Source organism: Jannaschia rubra (assembly GCF_001403735.1).
Taxonomy (GTDB): Bacteria; Pseudomonadota; Alphaproteobacteria; order Rhodobacterales; family Rhodobacteraceae; genus Jannaschia; species Jannaschia rubra.
On record NZ_CXPG01000026.1, the window covers coordinates 1 to 16,815 of the forward strand.

Sequence of the window (16,815 nt, forward strand, 5' to 3'; positions counted from 1 at the left end):
CTCCCGCCGCTGAAGGATCACCATCGGGTCGAACAGGGCGCGCCGAAGGCCGCGGATCAGCGTGGTGCAGACCCGTTCGACGCCGCCGTGGCGAAGATGCGGCAGGAAGAACGCGATCCGGGCGGGGGCGGTCGGGGGGGTCGGATCGCGGCCGGTCATGGTGCCGCACCCGTCGCCGCCGCCCCGGCGCCCGGCCGTCCGACCCGACGTTCCGTTGCGGAATTGCCGCATTCTCGCGCGAATGCGCGGGAAAACGAACGGGAATCGGGCGCGCTTCGGCAAGAACCTGCCTCGGTTCGCCCCGGCTGTCCGACGCGGTATCGCGGAGGGCCGGGGACCGGCATGCGCGGTCCGGGCGCGATCCGCACAACGAACCCGCTCACGTAAATGTACCCCGGACCAGTCGGTCCCCCTGCGTTCATGCGTCTCGTCTCCGCGACATGAAAGGATGTCCGGAAAACGGCGCATCGAACCTTTGGAAACCTTCGCACAGCAGACACACCACGACAAGGAACTCGAATGCCGAAATACGACAATATCATCGAAAACGTGACCTATACGAATACCTTGCGCCTGACCGGCAGCGAATGGGACAACACGCTGGTCCGCAACGTCACCATCCGCGACGTCAAGGGCAACGGCGTGCTTCTGCGCGACGTGGAGAACGTGACGTTCGAGAACGTGACCATCCGGAACGTCACCGGCGACGGAATCAAGCTGAGCTCCAGCGGATCGACGTCGAACGTCGTCATTTCGGACAGCCACATCTCCCGCACCGGCGAGGACGGGATCAACGCGGGCCAGCGCTACAGCCGGGGCGTCGATCATCCGGGCCTGGAGATCGTCGGCAACACCATCGAGAAGACCGGCCTGAACGGCGGCAACGACGGGCTGCGCCACGGCCTCTACATCCAGAGCCGCGACTTCCTGATCGAAGGCAACACCGTCACCGATTCCACCGACGGAAACGGCATCTCGGTCCGCAGTTCCGGCGTTGTGCGCGACAACATCGTCGACGATTCCCTGCACAGCGGGATCGCCTATTTCGCCGACCACATGGGCCGGAACGGCACCCTGCGGATCGAGGGCAACACCGTCACCGACAGCGGCTATGGCCGCGACCGCACCGATATCAACCTGCTGGAGATCAAGAACCAGGGCAACGCCGTCGACGCCGTGTTCATCGCCTCCAACGACGTGGAAAAGGGCGCGGCGGGCGTGAAGATCGGCAAGGGCTACGGCAACATTTCCGTCAGCCTCGATACCGGCGGCGATTCGGGCTACTCCGGATCGGGCCAGGGGTCCGAGGAACCCCCGGTCCGCCTGACCGGCGGCGGCGGCCAGGACATCCTCCGCGGCACGTCGCGCGACGAGAGCCTGCGCGGCGGCGGCGGCGACGACGTCTTCGTCTTCGAGAAGAACGGCGGCAACGACACGGTGCGGGATTTCGTGCCCGGAAGCGATCATATCGTCGTCTACGGTTTCCGCGGCATCGATTCGGTGGCCGACCTGGTCCAGCGCGTGGGCGAGCGCGGCGGCGACACGGTGATCTCGCTGGGCAACGGCGACAGCCTGACGATCGCCGATACCGACATCTCGGCGCTGTCGACCGGAGATTTCCTGTTCTACTGATCCCCCTTGCCCCGTCGGTCGGAACCGGCGGGGCATTGTATACCTGTTTAGCGGTAACGGAATGTCAATCTCTTGCGCCGAGTTCTCCGGGCCTGACACGGCCAACAGGGGAATCCGGTGCAGTACACGCGAATCGTCGAAAACCTCGTCCTGAATGACACGCTCATTCTCGACGGACCGGAATGGCACAACACGCTCGTCCGCAATGTCATCATCGAGAACGTCGACGGCAACGGCATCATGCTGCGCGACGTCTCGAACGTGATGATCGAGAACGTCACGATCCGCAACGTCAGCGGCGACGGCGTGAAGCTCAGCACGCTGGGATCGACGTCGGGGGTCACGATCCGGGACTGCACGATCCAGAAGATCGGCGAGGACGGGATCAACGCCGGCCAGCGCAAGGCCGGCGGCGTCGACCATCCCGGCCTCCAGATCATCGGCAACACGATCGAGAAGACCGGCCTGAACGGCGGCACCACCGGGCTGATGCACGGCATCTACGTCCAGACCACGGACTTCCTGATCCAGGACAACCGGATCATCGATTCGATGGACGGCAACGCGATCTCCGTGCGCAGTTCCGGCCAGATCACCGGCAACTACATCGAGACGACGCGCGAAAGCGGCATCGCCTATTTCGCCGACAACGCCCGGGGGGCGAGCAACCACCTCGTCATCACCGACAACGTCATCCTCGACACCGGCAACGGCACGGGTCGGACGGACATCAACCTGCTCAACGTGCCCTCCGCGCGCGGCGGCGAGGTCGTGGGCCGGTTCACGATCGAGGGCAACATCGTGACCCAGACCGACCGTCCCGCCATCGCCGTCGATCAGGATTACGCCCGGATCGGGTCGGCGGTCGCCATCAAGGGCAATTCGGTCGTGGACGAAAGCGCCGCCCGCGCGCAGAAGTCGGGCGCCGCGCCGGCGGTGCCCGGCGACGCGCCCTCCCCCGCCCCCATCGCGCCGGACGGCCCCGATGCCGCGACACCCGCCTTCGGTCTGGAGCTGCTGGCCGCTGGGTCGGGGCGGACGCAGGCGGTCCTGTCGTCGGGGGGCGAGACGGTGGACGCCCTCTCGGTCTCGGCGGACACGCGCATCGCCGGCGCCTCCCTCGCCCCCATCGGGCTCGACCTGCGCGCCGCCGGCGGCCGGGTCGGCGTGGACGACGGCCGCCTGTTCGTCGCATCGACGCGCGATGCCTCGCGCGACGGGATATCGGGCGACGAGACGCTGGTCGTCACGCTGTCCGACACGCCCGACCAGCGGGTCGGATACGCGACCATCGGCCTGATCGACGCCGCCCGGACCGAGACCGTCCGGGTCGAGCTCTTCCGCGACGGCGCCTCCTTCGGCACCACGGAGCATCGGGGCGCGGACCGGATCGAGGTCGGAACGGGCCTCGCCTTCGACGAGATGCGGATATCGGCCGGACCCGGCGCCGATTTCGCCGTCGGCTCGCTCGCGTTCTTCGGCGCCGAAAACCCCGCGCCTGCGCCGACCGTGACCATGGGTCTCGACCTCGCCGGACGGTCCCGCGGCCGCACCGAGGCGACGCTGGAGGTCGAGGGCGAGACCGCGGGCGAGGTGACGCTGGCCCGCGCGACCTTCCTGCGCGACGTGGCGCTCGACGCGCTGTCCATGTCGCTGGACGTCGACGGGCCGGGTGCGCGGGGCGTGGTCGTCGACGGCGGGCGGCTGGGCGTCCAGTCCCGCGGCGAGGGCACGTCCTCGGCCGCCCAGATCTCGGGGCCCGAGGAACTGATCTTCCGGTTCGCGGAGTCCGATGCCCTGGCCATCGACATCGACCTCAAGGGCGTCGCGGCGCAGGAGGTCGTCCTGCTCGAGGCGTTCAGGGACGGGCGATCCCTCGGCACCACCGCCTACGAGGGGATGTCCGACCTGCGGTTCGACGCCGGGACGCCCTTCGACGAGCTGCGGCTGTCGGCCGGCGAGGACAGTGCCTTCTCCCTCGCGGGGTTCGAGGTGACGCGGATCGACGTCCCCGAACTCGGCCTTTTCTGAAACGCCGGCCGCCGCCCCGCATCCCTTGGTCCGCGGCCGGGCCGGGGTGCGGGGCGGCCGCCCGTCCCGCCGCATCCTTGACGTAGGGGGACGCGAAGGCTTGACTTACCGACGGAGCCTGTGTGATCAGCCCCGCGGGGTGTAAGATGCATGATATTCGAATGATTGGCGCGCCTGTGCGGAAGGTCGCGAACTGGGCCGCCGTGCAGGCAGCCGGGCTTGCGCTGATGCTTCTCGCCGTTCCGGCCCATGCCGAGGATTATCCCATCGGGGCGGGCGACGAACTCGAACTGTCGATCTTCGCCCGGCCGGACCTGTCCCGCCTCTACCGCGTCCGCCAGGACGGCACGATCTCGCTGCACATCGTCGGCACGATCCCCGCCGCGGGCCTGCTCCCGGCCGAGCTGGAACAGGATATCGAGGACCGCCTTGCCGCCGTCTTTTCCGATACCGAGTCGGCGACGCTGGAAGTGGCCTCCTATCGCCCGGTCATCGTCTCGGGCGACGTGAGGGTGCCGGGCGCCGCGCCGTTCCGCCCGGGGATGGACGTCCGTTCCGCCGTCGCCATCAGCGGCGGCTTTCTCGACACCGCGCTGATGGACGACGCCGGCCTGCGGATGCGCGTCGCCGACGAAGCCGCGAACGCCGCGCTCATGGCCGCCCGGCTCGACACGCTGGAAGTCACCCGCGCGCGGCTGAACGCCTTGCGCGACGGCGGATCCGCGGCCGACCTCGCCGAAACCGTGCGCGCGCGGACGGGCCAGCCGCCGGCCGCGCCGCTGACCGATGCCGCCGAAGCGGTGATGTCGGCGCAGGCCGAGCGGCAGGCCCTGCGCGCCCGGACCCAGGCCGATCAGACCCGCCTCGCGCGCGAGGAGGCGGAGGCCTTCGCCGAACGCCGCGTGCTGCTGAACGGCCAGCTCGACACCATCCTGGAGGAGCTGGGCAACCAGCAGGACCTGCGCGAGCGGGGGCTGGCGCGGTCGACCCGGGTGGTGGACCTGACGCTGGAGGCCGCGAGCCTGCGCGTCGACATCCTGGAGGCCATCGGCCTCGAAGCCGCCGCCCGCCAGAAGCTGGAACGCGCGGAATCCTCGCTCGCCTCCGACGAGACCGACCGGCAGGCCGAACTCTCGGACGCGCTGGCCGACACCGAGGCCGCGATCCTGGAGACCGCGACCCGGCTCGACCGGTCCCGCGCCTTCGTGCGCGAATTCGGCGGCGAGGCCGCGCTGGCGCTTCCGGGCGAGGACGGGACGCGCGTCGCCTACCTCATCCACCGCCGCAACGGGGAAGGGGCCCGGGTGGTCGAGGCCGGCCCCGACACCCTCCTCCATCCCGGCGACGGGCTCGAGGTCCTGCGCGCCCTCGCCCCGGACGGGACGCAATGACCCGGCTGCGCACATGCGCCGCCCTCCTGGCCGCGCTCGCCATGGCCTGGGCCGCGCCGGCGGCGGCAGACGTCGATCTGTCGCGCCTCGCCGTGACACCGAACCCCCGCCTCGGCCTCGCCTTTCCGGGGTCGCAGACGCGCTATTACGACGCCATCTCGCAGGCCGGCATCGGCGTGACGCGCCTCTCGGCCGCCTGGAGCCGGACGGAGCCGCGGCCGGGCCGGTTCGATTTCGCGGGCCTCGACGAGCGGGTGAAGGGCCTTCAGGACAGGGGCATCCACCCTTTCCTCACCTTCGAATCCGATGCCGACTGGGCCACCGACCCCGCGACGCGCAAGGTCAAGAACGCCCGCCCTGTCGACCTGGGGCAGTGGCAGCAGTTCGTCCGGCGGGTGGTGGACAGATACGATGCGGACGGGTCGAACGACATGCCCGGGCTGCGGTTCCCGGTCCACTATTACCAGGCCGCGAACGAATGGATCAGCGACAGCAACCGCTCCGGCGGCTGGGCCGGCAGCACGGCCGAGCTGATCGCCTATGTCGACGCGACCCACGACGCCGTCGCCGCCGAAGACCCGGACGCGACCTTCGTGATGGGCGGGATCGCGGCCTTCAACGCCGACATCCTGCTGGTGCAGCAGGCCCGCCAGAACATCCACGTCCGCCAGAGCTGGAGCAGGTCCTCCGAGACCGTGATGGCTCGCGACGAGATGCTGGGGCCGGAGATCGCCGCGATCATCCGCGACCGCGTCCTGCCCGTCCTCGCCAACAGCCGCTACGACATCTCCTCGGTGCATCTCTACGGGCCCGAGACGCGCGACGCCGCCCGCCTCGACCTGGTGCGGCGCCTGTCGGGGCGCCCGGTCCTGTCGAGCGAATGCGGCGGTCCGACGCGCGATTACGGCGGGGAATACACGCCGGAGGGGCATTTCCGCGCCGTCATCCACCGGAACCTGAACGTGCTGGCCGCGGGCGCGCCCTTCTGCCTGTGGTTCCGTCTGGGCGAAGGCGAGGGCGCGACCTTCGGCAACGCCCGGACCGCGCTCTACGAAGGGCCGGGGCGGCCGAAGCCCGGCGTCTTCGCCTACCGGGCGCTGTCGCGGCTGATCGACCGGCAGGCCACGGTCCGCCAGGACGGCGCGCTGCGGTTCGAGATCCGGCGCGGCGACGGCGGGCGCATCTCCGTCGGCTGGGGGTCCGCGGCCGCAGGGCTGCGCGACGAGGCCCGCGCGGCGGGCACCGAGCTTCTGTGCCTGGCCGACCCCGACCGCGGGCTGCTCGCATCCGACCCCGGCCGCTGCGGCGCGGGGGCCATCACCTTCACCGGATCCGGCCTGAATGCGCTGCTGTCCCCCTGACCTGTCCCTGGTTCCATGCTTGATCACTACATCGAACTGATACGCCATTTCTGGCGGACGATCCTGCTCGGCGCCCTGGTCGCCGGGGGCCTCTCGCTGGCCATGTCGCTGGTGCTGCTGCGGGCCATGCCGCTCTACGAGGCGTCGGTCGTCATGAACATGCAGCCCTCCGAGGAGGAGCTGCGCTTCAACCGCGGCTTTCTCGGCGTCAGCCAGTTCAACCCGGCCACCATCATCGCGCAGACCCACATCGAACGCCTGCTGTCGCGGCAGGTCGCCGGGCGCGCCATCGACATCCTGACCGAAGGAAGCGGCGGCGCCCTGGCGCCCGCGCCGCGAACCTTCCTGCGCGAGGTCAAGAGCGCGCTCTGGCGCTGGTACAACATCCTGAATTTCGGCTATTTCGAGCCGCAGCCCGAACGGCAGACCGCCATCAGCGACCTGATCGGCGCCACCGAGGTCGAGATCGTGGAAGGCTCCTACATCCTGCAGGTCTCGGTCTCGCTCGACGACGCCGATCTCGCCGCGCGCGCCGCCAACGCGCTGGCCCGCGCCTACATCGAGGAAACCCGCGACGAGTTCCAGGCCGACGCCGCGCGGGTCGACGCCTCGCTCGACCGGGAGATCGCGGCGCGCGAGGCCGATCTCGCCGCGCGCCAGGCCGAGCGGCAGCAGACGGCGCGCGACTTCGGCGTGGCCAACATCGACCGGGAACGCGCGATCATGCTCGACACCCGCGCCGCGGCCCGCGCCAGCCTGGAGGATATCGAGGTCGAACTGGCGCTGCTCGACACCACCCTCGCCTCGCTGCGCGGCTCCATCGCCGGCGCCTCGGATGCCGAGACGGTGCGCGGGCTGCGCCAGACCCTCGCCAGCACCGAGGCCTCGCGCGCCGCGATCGAGGAACGGCTGCGGCTCGGCGGCGAAAGCCTGGCGCGCACCGACGCGGCGCTCCGCGATCTCGACACCGCGCAGGACGCGCTGGCCGAAATCGACCAGCGGATCGCGGCGGTCGCGGCCGACCTTCTGGAGCTGCGCAACCGCCGCGTGGGCGCCCGCGTCGCGCGCGAGGCGGAGCTGTCGCAGGTCCGCACCATCCAGTCCGCCAGTCCGCCCGTCTATCCCAAGTCGCCCAAGGTCCTCGTCAACACCATCGTCGGCACGATCCTCGGCGGCATCCTCGTTCTGGTCCCGGTCATCGCGATGGACGTGCTGGGCGACCGCATCCGCACCTCCGAGGATCTGCGCGGCTCGCTTGGGGCGCGCGTCCTGCCGCCGATCACCCGGCGGCTGCTGCGCCACGCCCGCCGCTACAACGACGGCGGCGGCACGCCCAGCCGGCTCCTGCGCCGCTATGCCGATGCCGTCGGGCGGCGCTTCGTCTCGGACGGGGCGCATCGCTGGCCCTCGGGGGAGCTGTTCGTCACGGCCTTCGGGTCGCCCGCCGAAATCGCCGCCCTGCGCGAGGTGATGACCGCCGTGCTGCGGATCGCCGCCCCCCGCGCGCAGGACGGCGCGGCACCCGAGGTCGTCGACCTGCCCCCCGTCTCGCGCATCGCGGACTGGAGCGCCCAGGCCGACCGCCACGTCGTCATCGGCCTGCGCCCCGGAACCGTCGACCGCGACGAACTGGGCGTCATGGGCGACGACGCGGGCGCGGTCCCGCCGGGCGCCCCGGTGTCCTACGCGGCCCTGTTGCCGTGACACCCGCGGGGGATCCGCCGGTCGACCGCCGGGTCCTGCGCCGACGGGTGTTCCGCCGGGCGGGCGCGGCCCTCGCCGGCGGGATCGTCGCGGGCGCCCTGGCCGCGCTGCTGGTCGCGCCCCTCGCCGGTCTCCTCTGCCTCGCGATCGGGCTGGCGCTGGCCGCCCGGTTCCTGCACAACCCCGGCGGCGTGCCGATCCTCGTCTATCACAGCGTCTCGCCCGATGCCCGCTGGCTGCCCTGGGCGCGCAACACCTCCGTCCGGCCCGAGGTGCTCGACATCCACCTGCGGACGCTGCGCCGCGACGGCTGGACCATCGTCCCGACCGAAGACCTGATCGCGGCGCGGACGGCGGGCGCCCCCCTTCCGCCGCGGGCCGTGGTGCTGCAGTTCGACGACGCCTATCTCGACAACTACCTGTTCGCGGTGCCCATCCTGCGCGACCACGCCGCCCCGGCGACGATCTTCGTGTCGGTGGATTTCGTCGCCCCCGGCGACATCGCGCGCGACGGCGCCGACAGGTGCGGGCCCTCCGCCTGGCAGGGCTACATGAACGCGGCGGAGCTTCGCGCGCTCGACGCCGACCCGCTGTTCGCGATCGAGGCGCATGGCACCGACCACGCGCGCATCCCCGTCTCCGCGCGCAGCATCGGCCCCGTGGGCCGCGACTGGAAGGTCCACGCGCCGCTTCTCTGGGCGGCGGAGCAGGGCGACAAGTCGGGCTGGTACCAGGCCCCTGCCCCGCCGCCCGCCCTCGCTCCGGATGCGCCTTTGCCGGAGACGGACTCGGCGCTCGCCGGGCGCTGGTGGCGGGACGACGGCCCCGAGACCGACCAGGCCTTCCGCATCCGCGTGGCGGCGATGCTGGGCCGCGCGCACCGCGACCTGGGCGCGATCCTGGGGCGGCCGCCGCGCATCATGGCCTGGCCCTTCGACCGCTCCGACCCCCTCTCCGTCGCCGCGGCGCATGAGGCCGGGTTCCTCGCCGTCACCGGCGGGCGCGGCGAGAACCGGGCGGACGACGTGCGACCGGGCGACCGCCCCGTGATCCTCAGCCGGGTGCACCTGCAGGACCGCGCCTTCGGCGGCGGCCCCCTCTGGCTCGAGGCGCTGGCCCTGCGCGCACGGGTCAACACCGCCGCGGGCCGGCTGGTCTGGCACATCCCCGCGGCCCTCGCCACGCTGATCCGGCGCTGGCGCCTGGGCCCCAGCGGCACGCCGGGGGCGGCCTCGTGACCGGGTTCCTGCGCTTCATGCCGGTGACGCTGGCCTTCGCGGGTCTCGCCGCCCTCGCGGTCGTCGTGGCGGGCGGCGCGACGAACCCCGTGGCCGCGCTGGCCCTGCCGGTCCTCCTCCTCGCCGTCCTCCTCCTCTTTGCCCAGCCCTTCCTCGGCGCGCTGGCGCTCGCCGTCTTTTCCCATCTCGACGCGATCGAGAAGCTGCTCTTCGGCTTCCTGCCCACCTCCGCCTTCAAGCTCATCGCCGCCGGGACCGCGCTGATGATCCTGCTGCAGGCCGTGCGTCTCCGCGACAGCATCCACGCCTGGCAGCGGAACCCCGTGACGGTCTGCGCGGTCACCTTCACCATGATGGCCGCCGTCTGCCTCGTGGGGGCCGACAACCGGACGCTGGCCCTCGACGCCGTGACCACCCTCATCAGCCTCGGGCTGCTCTTCACCATCGTCATGGTGCTGGCCGACACCCGCGCCAAGGTCGAGATCCTGGTCTGGACGCTGGTCGCCACCTCCCTCGTGTCGTCGCTGATCCTGCTGGCCGAGATCGCGCTCGGCACCACCCTCGTCGCGCAGTCCGAAGCCGCCACCACCGCGCGCACCGCCGAGGGGTTCCAGCGCTCCTCCGGCGGGTCGGACTACAACCCGACCACCGCGGCCTCGATGCTGCTCGCGGGGGTGGCCTTCGCGCTCGTGCACATGCTGGCCACGCCGCGCCTGCGCCGCACGATGCTGGCGGTCGTGGTGCTGGGGACGGCGGCGATCGTGCTGTCCTTCGCGCGCTCGGCCTTCGTGGCCTACGGCGTCGTGGTGATCCTGCTGGTCTGGCGCCACCGCCGGTCGCGGTTCCTGCCGGTGGCGATGATCCTGGCCGGGGTCGGCGTGATCGCGGCGATCCCCTTCATCCCGGCCGAATACTTCGAGCGGCTGGGCTCGATCTTCGGCGACGGCTCCGGGCGCGACTGGACGCTCGGGCGGCGGATGACCTACAACCTGATCGGCGTCGACCTGTTCCTCAAGAACCCGCTGTTCGGCGTGGGGCCCGGCAACTTCATCCACCATTTCACCGACCCCGACTATCGCTACCTGCCCGGCCGCACCCTTCTGGGGCGGGAGCTTCACAACATGTACCTGTCGGTGCTGGTGCAATACGGCCTTCTGGGCGCGCTGCCGTTCTTCGCGATGCTGGGCTATGCCTTCGCCTGCGTCCGCAACGTCTGCCGCAACCCCGCCGACGACCGGATGCACGCCATGGCGCTGGCGCTGGCCTACGGCTTCGGCGCCTATCTGATGGCCAGCCTGTTCCTGCCCAACGAATACACGAAATACACCTGGCTGCTGCCCGCGCTCTGCGCCGCCCTCGACCGGGTGAACACGCGGGAGCTGGCGAGATGAAGCTCCTCGTCGTCGTCAGCGAGTTTCCGAAGCTGACCGAGACCTTCGCCTATCGCAACGTGGTCGAATACGGCCGGCTGGGCCACGATGCCCGGATCTTCCACGTCAAACCCTTCCGCGACCGGGAAATCGTCCACGGCTTCGTGCGCGACCTGCTGCCGCGCGCCTTCACCTTCCCCTATCTCGGCGCGCGGACGCTCGGCGCGCTGGCCGCCGAAACCTTCCGCCGCCCCGGCACCATGGCCCGGCTGATCGGCCGCCTCCTCGCCGCCCACCGGCGGGAGCCGCGGCGCGGGATGGCCGTCGCGGCCCTGTTCCCCAAGGCCGTGGCCCTCGGCCGCTGGTGCCGGCGGAACGGGGTCGAACATATCCACGCCGAATTCGCGGGCCATCCGGCCAATGCCGCGCTGATCGCCGCGACCCTGGCCGATGTGCCGTTCAGCTTCTCGGCCCATGCCAACGACATCTTCGTCTCGCAGGCGCTCCTGCCCGAAAAGGCCCGCGCCGCCGCCTTCGTGCGCGCGATCAGCGCCTACAACGTCCGGTGGCTGACCGCCCTGCCCGGCTTTCCCGCGGACAAGCTGCGCCTGATCCGCTGCGGCGTCGCACGCGAAACGCTGGACGCGCCCCTGCCCGACCTGCCGGGGCCGGAGGGGCTGCGGATCCTCTATGTCGGCTCGCTCCTTCGCAAGAAGGGCGTCGCCCACCTTCTCGACGCGCTGGCCGCCCTGCCCGCCGACATGGCCTGGACGGCGCGCATCCTGGGCGGCGGCGACCTGTCGGAGACGCTGAAGGCGCAGGCCGACCGCCTCGGCCTGACGGATCGGGTGCGCTTCGACGGGCCGCAACCGGCCGAGACGGTGGCGCTGGCCTACCGCGACGCCCATGTCCTCGTGGTGCCGTCGATCCCCGGTGACGGCGGCCGGGTCGAAGGCATCCCCGTCGTCCTGATGGAGGCGATGGCCCACGGCCGCGCCGTCGTCGCCAGCGACCTGTCGGGCATTCCCGAACTGGTGGAACCGGGGCGGACGGGCTGGCTGACGCCGCCGGGCGACGCGCGGGCCATCGCCGCCGCCCTGACCGCCATCGCCCGCGATCCCGGTGCCGCCTTCGCCATCGCCCGCGCCGGCCGCGACCGGATCGCGGCCGAATACCTGGTCGAAGACAACGCCGCGGCCCTCGCCCGGCTGATGGAAGGGGCCCGCGCATGACCGTCCTGTTCTGGCTCTCCGCCGCCGCGCTGTTCTACAGCCTGTTCGGCTATGGCCTCGTCCTTCTGGCGCTGTCGCGCCTGCGGCCGCCCCGGCGCCCGCCCGCCCCCGCCGGGCCGCCGCCGAAGGTCAGCTTCCTCGTCGCCGCCTACAACGAGGCCGGCGTCATCGGCGACAAGATCCGCAACACGCTGGCGCTCGACACCGGCGGGGCCGAGATCGAGGTGATCGTCGTCTCCGACGGCTCCTCCGACGACACCGTCGCCGTGGCCCGCGCCATCCGCGACCCCCGCGTCACGGTGCTGGACCCGGGCCGGCTGGGCAAGGCCCACGCGCTCGACCACGGGCTGGCGCGGTGCACGGGCGATATCGTCGTCTTCTCGGACGCCAACGCCATCCTCACCCCCGGCACGCTGACGGCCATGCTGCGCCACTACGCCGACCCCGAGGTGGGCGGCGTCTGCGGCCAGATCACGGTCGAGGGGGGCAAGGGCGGCATCGGCGGGGCCGAAAGCCTGTTCTGGCGCTACGATCAGGCGCTGAAACTGGCCGAGTCCCGGCTCGGCGGGGCGGTCTCGGCGCAGGGGTCGGTCTATTCGCTCCGCCGCGCCCTCGTCCGTCCGCCCGCGCCGGGCTGCACCGACGATTTCGTCATCTCGGTGGGTGCCGTGGCGCAAGGCAGCCGTCTCGTGTTCGAGCCCGAGGCCAGCACCGTCGAGGCCGTCACCGAGAACGTCGGCAGCGAGATGCGCCGCCGCATCCGCTCCAGCGAGCGTGGCTGGCGCAGCCTGATGCGGAACGCGGGGCTGATGAACCCCCTGCGCCACGGCTGGTACGCGTGGCAGCTTTTCTCGCACAAGCTGATGCGGCGGCTCAATCCGCTGTTCCTGATCCTGCTGTTCGTCTCGAACCTCGCGCTCATGGGTCAGCACTGGTTCTACCTGCTGCTGGGCCTCGCGCAGATCGCATTCTACGCCGCGGCCGTCGCGGGGCTGGCCTGGCCCGGCCTGCGCCGGTTCAAGGCGGTGTCGCTGCCCGCCTTCTTCACCTTCGCCCATGTCGCGCTGCTCCTGGGCATCCTGCGCTGCCTCACCGGGCGGCAAAGCGTCCTCTGGACCCCGTCGCGCGATGCCGGCTGATCCGGTTCCGGGCGCGCGCGCCGTCTTCGTCCTGGGGCTCCAGCGGTCGGGCACCACATGGGTGGCCAACATGCTGCACGGCTCGGGCGCGGTCGCCGCCGTCGCCGCCGAGGATCATCGCGGCGTCCATGAAAGCCTGTTCTTCTCGCATTTCGCCCGCGCCTTCGGCCCCCTCTCCGATCCCGCCGCGCGCGACGCCTTCCGCACCGCCTTCGCCGCCTCGGACTACTGGCTGCTGACCGGGCTGCCCGACGCCCTGCTCGACGCGGCCATCGCCACCGCCCGCGATCACGCGCAGGTCTTCGAGGTCGTGATGGACGCCGTCGCCGACCGTCAGGGCGCGCCCCTCTGGCTCGAAAAATCGCCCCATCACACCCTCCTCGCCCGCGATCTGGCCCGCCGCTACCCCGCGGCCCGCTTCGTCTGCGTCACCCGCGACAGCCGCACGTTGATCGCCTCGCGCCTGTCGGCCTACGGGCGCAGCCCGCCCCGCGGCGCCCGGCGGCTGGCCGACATCGCGCGCGGCGCCCTCGCCAACGCGCTCCACACCCGCTACCTGCGCCGCTTCGCCGCCGCCGAACCGCGCGCCCATCTCCTCCGCTACGATACCCTCGCGGCCGATCCCGACCGGGGCCGCGCCGACCTTGTCCGGGCGCTCGGCCTCGCCGTCGCCCCGGACACCCTCGTCAGCGCCTTCGCGCCCAACACCAGCCACGACCGGGGCGCGGGAACGCGGCGTCTGTCGGGGCTGGATCTGGCCGTGGTGCGGCTGGCCGACGCCCTCGGCCGCGCGCTGCCCCTGGGCGTCCTCGGCCGGATCGAGCGGCGGCGCCGCGAACGGCGGGGCGCGGACTGGCCCGGTTGGGTCTGGCGGCGGTCGGGCTTCGACCCCGCCTCAGCGCAGGCGCGGCCGGATGTGGAAGGCGCCCACGGCGACCAGCAGGACGACGCCCCCCGCCACGGCTGAGGCGACCAGCCCGACCAGCGCCGCGCTCTTCGGCCCCGTCGCGATCCAGTCCTGCACGAAGGGTCCCAGCAACGCCCCGCCCACGACGGCGACGCTCACGGCCACCGATGCCGCCAGCAGCGGCCGCACCGCGGCACCCGGAACCGCCCCGCCCCGGAAGGTGCCCCGCCGCCGCAACCAGACCGCCATCACCAGCGCCGGCGCGACGGGCGCCAGCACCAGCCCCACCGGAATCCCCGTCAGGCCCAGCACGGGCACCAGGATGCGGAACAGCACGACCCGGATGGCCACGTCCGCCGCCGTCGCCGCCACCGCGATCCGGACCACGGGCAGCGTGTCGTCGGCCAGCACGCGGATGTACATCATCCGCACCACCAGCGCGGCCATGGGCGCCACGGCCATCCAGCGCGTCAGATGCGCCACCTCGTCGCGGATCGCGGCGGACGCGAAGGCGCCGTAGCCCAGCACCAGTTCGATGATGGCGGGCGCGTTCACGATCATCCCCGCCGTGATCGGCAACATCAGCGCGAACCCGGTCCAGAGCGCGCCGTTGAACCGCCGGGCCAGCTCCGACCCCTCGCCCGCCGCCGCGCGCCGGGCCATGTCGGCGAAGACCACCAGCGTCAGCGCCGTCGCCAGCGTATTGCCCAGCAGCGCGCCCAGCCGCTGCGCATAGTCCAGCATCGGCACGGCCCCCGGCCCCGACCCCGCCGCGATCGCCGTCTCCAGCCACAGCACCACCATGGCGCCGGTCGCCATGACCAGCGCGGCTGCGGCGTTCCGGGGGGCCGCGCTGCGCTTCGGGGGGCCGGCGCGCGGGGCGGGCGCCCCCCGGCTCAGGCGCAGCGCGGCGAGCAGCATGATCCCCGTCACCGCGACCGCGCCCAGCGTATAGGCCCCCGCCGCCGCCAGGGCCAATCCGCCGGTCCCCAGCGACAGCGCGATCACCACGCCCGCGCGCGGCAGCTGCCGCACCGCCGCCACCGCCCCGAAGGTGCCGCGCACGTTGCAATAGGCGGCGAGCGCCACCGTCGCCACCGTCGCCGGCAGCGCCAGCGACAGGATCCACATGACCTGCGTGGCCAACCGCGCCGTGGGCGCGTCGAACTCCGGCGCGACGGTCGCGACGATCCAGGGCGCGCCGACGAGGAAGATCACCGCCAGCGCCGTCCCGGTCAGCAGGGCACCCCCGCCCGACCGGGCGACGATGCGCCAGATCCCGGCCCCCGCGGCCGCCTGCGCGGCGACGAGGGGGATGAAGACGACGATCACGATCTGGTTGAGCGCCTCGGTCACAGCGGTGATCAGGCGCCGTCCGAGCAAAAAGGCGTCGGCGTCGGGCCCCACGCCCATCCGCCGCGCGATCAGATGCGACACGACGAGCGCGAGCAGAAGCCCGAGGGCCTGTCCCGCGAACTGCGCCCCCCCGGACCCGAGGAGCGAGATCCTTGGCGCGGCCCGGTCGGCCATGCCTCGCTAGGCGCCCATTTGCCGCGCGACCATGTCGGGCTGCGCGCCGGGCGACGCGACGCGGGCCACCCGCGGAGGGATCACCACGCGGCTCAGGGCATAGCGTTCGATGACGAAGGCGCTCAACTCGTCGGCCGCCTCATAGGCGAACAGACCCCGCGTCTCGGTCGGTGTCAGGCGCACCCGCGCGCGCCGCACCGCCCCCGATTGAAGCCGGATCGACAGGGGCACGACGGGTTGTGCCACGGGCGGCCGGGCCAGCGTGACCGACCGAAGGTCGATCCGCAGGACCGGAACGCGGACCTCGCCCGCATCGTCGCTCAGCCAGATGTCGAGCGGCGCGGCGCCCTCGCGGCGCCCCAGACGCCCCGCCGCGGTTTCGATCTTGCCCGACAGCCGCTGCAGGATCGACAGGCCGATGCGGCCCAGCAGGGCAAGCTCCGCGCCGATGCTGACGGGGCGGCGGACGGCGCGGTTGTTCATGCGGGCGCGCAGGCGCTTGCTGGCGCTGTGCCCGAAACAGGCCTGCGTCGGCCCGATCAGGCCCGGCCGGACGTCGAAGCGCAGGTCGTAATCGGGAATGCGCCGGCCTTCGATGGCGGCGATCTCGGCGCGGACGGGACGGGGGCCGCAGATGTTCATATCGCCCTTCACGATGTTGAGAAGCTGCGGAAGCTCGTCGAGGCGCGTTTCGCGGAAGAACTTGCCCAGCGGCGTCTCGATGTTCGCATCCGCCGGCAAGGTGCGGTCGGCCGTCACCGTCCGGGCCCGGTCGGGGCAGAGCGTGCGGAACTTGATGATCTGGAACTGCCGCTTGTCCTTGCCGATCCGCGGCCCGCGGTACAGAACCTTCGGCCCCTGCGTCACGGCCAGCATCCCGGCGATCAGCAACAGCAGCGGCGCAAACAGCACAAGCAGCGCGATGGCGAAAACCACGTTGTAGAGACGGTAAAGTCTGGGTGAGGTGGAGCGGAAACCGACGGCAGGTCGCATAATATTGTTCCTGAATATCCCAATATCACGGCCCACTTGGCCTGTTGGATACCCAAGGTCAACAAAGCGGGCCGGCGAAAGACCGCCGGTCCGGGTCCTGTCGCCATGCAAGTCACGGCAATAGCGTTAACTTTTCATTAACGGCATCGGAAGGAACGGCTGACCGTCATCGCGATGGCCAAGGGCACCGACAGGCATCGCGTTGAGGGTGATTCGGCGCCCCCTGCCCTTCTCCGTCGCCGAACCCGCGATTCGCCCGACGGCCCCGGTGTCCTCCCCGCGATGAC

The 16,815-nt window shown here is 71.7% G+C and carries 12 protein-coding genes; 10 read left to right on the forward strand and 2 right to left on the reverse strand.

Going from position 1 to position 16,815, the window contains the following annotated elements; translation table 11 throughout:
- The first annotated feature begins 519 nt into the window (after positions 1-519).
- The 10 genes from JAN5088_RS19125 (at position 520) to JAN5088_RS17600 (ending at position 14,065) form a co-directional block, all read left to right on the forward strand.
- A complete protein-coding gene (locus JAN5088_RS19125) occupies positions 520-1,632 on the forward strand; it encodes a right-handed parallel beta-helix repeat-containing protein (protein ID WP_055684148.1) in 1,113 nt (370 codons plus the stop codon).
- 117 nt (positions 1,633-1,749) lie between these two features.
- Positions 1,750-3,663 carry a right-handed parallel beta-helix repeat-containing protein gene (locus tag JAN5088_RS17560; protein ID WP_055684149.1) on the forward strand — a complete coding sequence of 638 codons (1,914 nt, stop codon included), beginning with the start codon at positions 1,750-1,752 and terminating at the stop codon, positions 3,661-3,663.
- Between the two features lie 161 nt (positions 3,664-3,824).
- Positions 3,825-5,054, forward strand: coding sequence for a polysaccharide biosynthesis/export family protein (locus JAN5088_RS17565; protein WP_055684150.1), 1,230 nt, complete (start codon positions 3,825-3,827; stop codon positions 5,052-5,054).
- On the forward strand, positions 5,051-6,415 hold the full coding sequence (locus JAN5088_RS17570; RefSeq protein WP_055684151.1) for a beta-galactosidase: 1,365 nt from the start codon (positions 5,051-5,053) through the stop codon (positions 6,413-6,415). The genes JAN5088_RS17565 and JAN5088_RS17570 overlap by 4 nt, the downstream gene beginning before the upstream one ends.
- Before the next feature lie 15 nt (positions 6,416-6,430).
- Entirely contained in the window at positions 6,431-8,119 is a 1,689-nt protein-coding gene (locus JAN5088_RS18765; RefSeq protein WP_055684152.1) for a GumC domain-containing protein, read from the forward strand.
- The gene (locus JAN5088_RS17580) at positions 8,116-9,357 is read left to right on the forward strand and encodes a polysaccharide deacetylase family protein (protein WP_055684153.1); all 1,242 of its coding nucleotides are present in this window, start codon (positions 8,116-8,118) and stop codon (positions 9,355-9,357) included. The genes JAN5088_RS18765 and JAN5088_RS17580 overlap by 4 nt, the downstream gene beginning before the upstream one ends.
- Complete coding sequence (locus JAN5088_RS17585; RefSeq protein ID WP_055684154.1) at positions 9,354-10,748, forward strand: O-antigen ligase family protein; 1,395 nt, start codon at positions 9,354-9,356, stop codon at positions 10,746-10,748. The genes JAN5088_RS17580 and JAN5088_RS17585 overlap by 4 nt, the downstream gene beginning before the upstream one ends.
- Complete coding sequence (locus JAN5088_RS17590) at positions 10,745-11,959, forward strand: glycosyltransferase (protein WP_055684155.1); 1,215 nt, start codon at positions 10,745-10,747, stop codon at positions 11,957-11,959. Before JAN5088_RS17585 ends, JAN5088_RS17590 begins: the two co-directional genes overlap by 4 nt.
- Positions 11,956-13,098 (forward strand): glycosyltransferase family 2 protein, encoded by a 1,143-nt coding sequence (locus JAN5088_RS17595; RefSeq protein WP_055684156.1) that lies wholly within the window; start codon positions 11,956-11,958, stop codon positions 13,096-13,098. The genes JAN5088_RS17590 and JAN5088_RS17595 overlap by 4 nt, the downstream gene beginning before the upstream one ends.
- Positions 13,088-14,065: a sulfotransferase family protein gene (locus JAN5088_RS17600; RefSeq protein WP_055684157.1), complete on the forward strand. Its 978-nt coding sequence runs from the start codon at positions 13,088-13,090 to the stop codon at positions 14,063-14,065. The genes JAN5088_RS17595 and JAN5088_RS17600 overlap by 11 nt, the downstream gene beginning before the upstream one ends.
- On the opposite strand, the gene JAN5088_RS17605 is transcribed toward JAN5088_RS17600, so the two are convergent.
- Together JAN5088_RS17605 and JAN5088_RS17610 are read right to left on the reverse strand one after the other, a co-directional pair.
- A complete protein-coding gene (locus JAN5088_RS17605; protein WP_055684158.1) occupies positions 13,994-15,535 on the reverse strand; it encodes a lipid II flippase MurJ in 1,542 nt (513 codons plus the stop codon). The genes JAN5088_RS17600 and JAN5088_RS17605 overlap by 72 nt on opposite strands.
- A gap of 6 nt (positions 15,536-15,541) precedes the next feature.
- The gene (locus JAN5088_RS17610) at positions 15,542-16,528 is read right to left on the reverse strand and encodes a sugar transferase (protein ID WP_055684159.1); all 987 of its coding nucleotides are present in this window, start codon (positions 16,526-16,528) and stop codon (positions 15,542-15,544) included.
- Between the last annotated feature and the right edge of the window lie 287 nt (positions 16,529-16,815).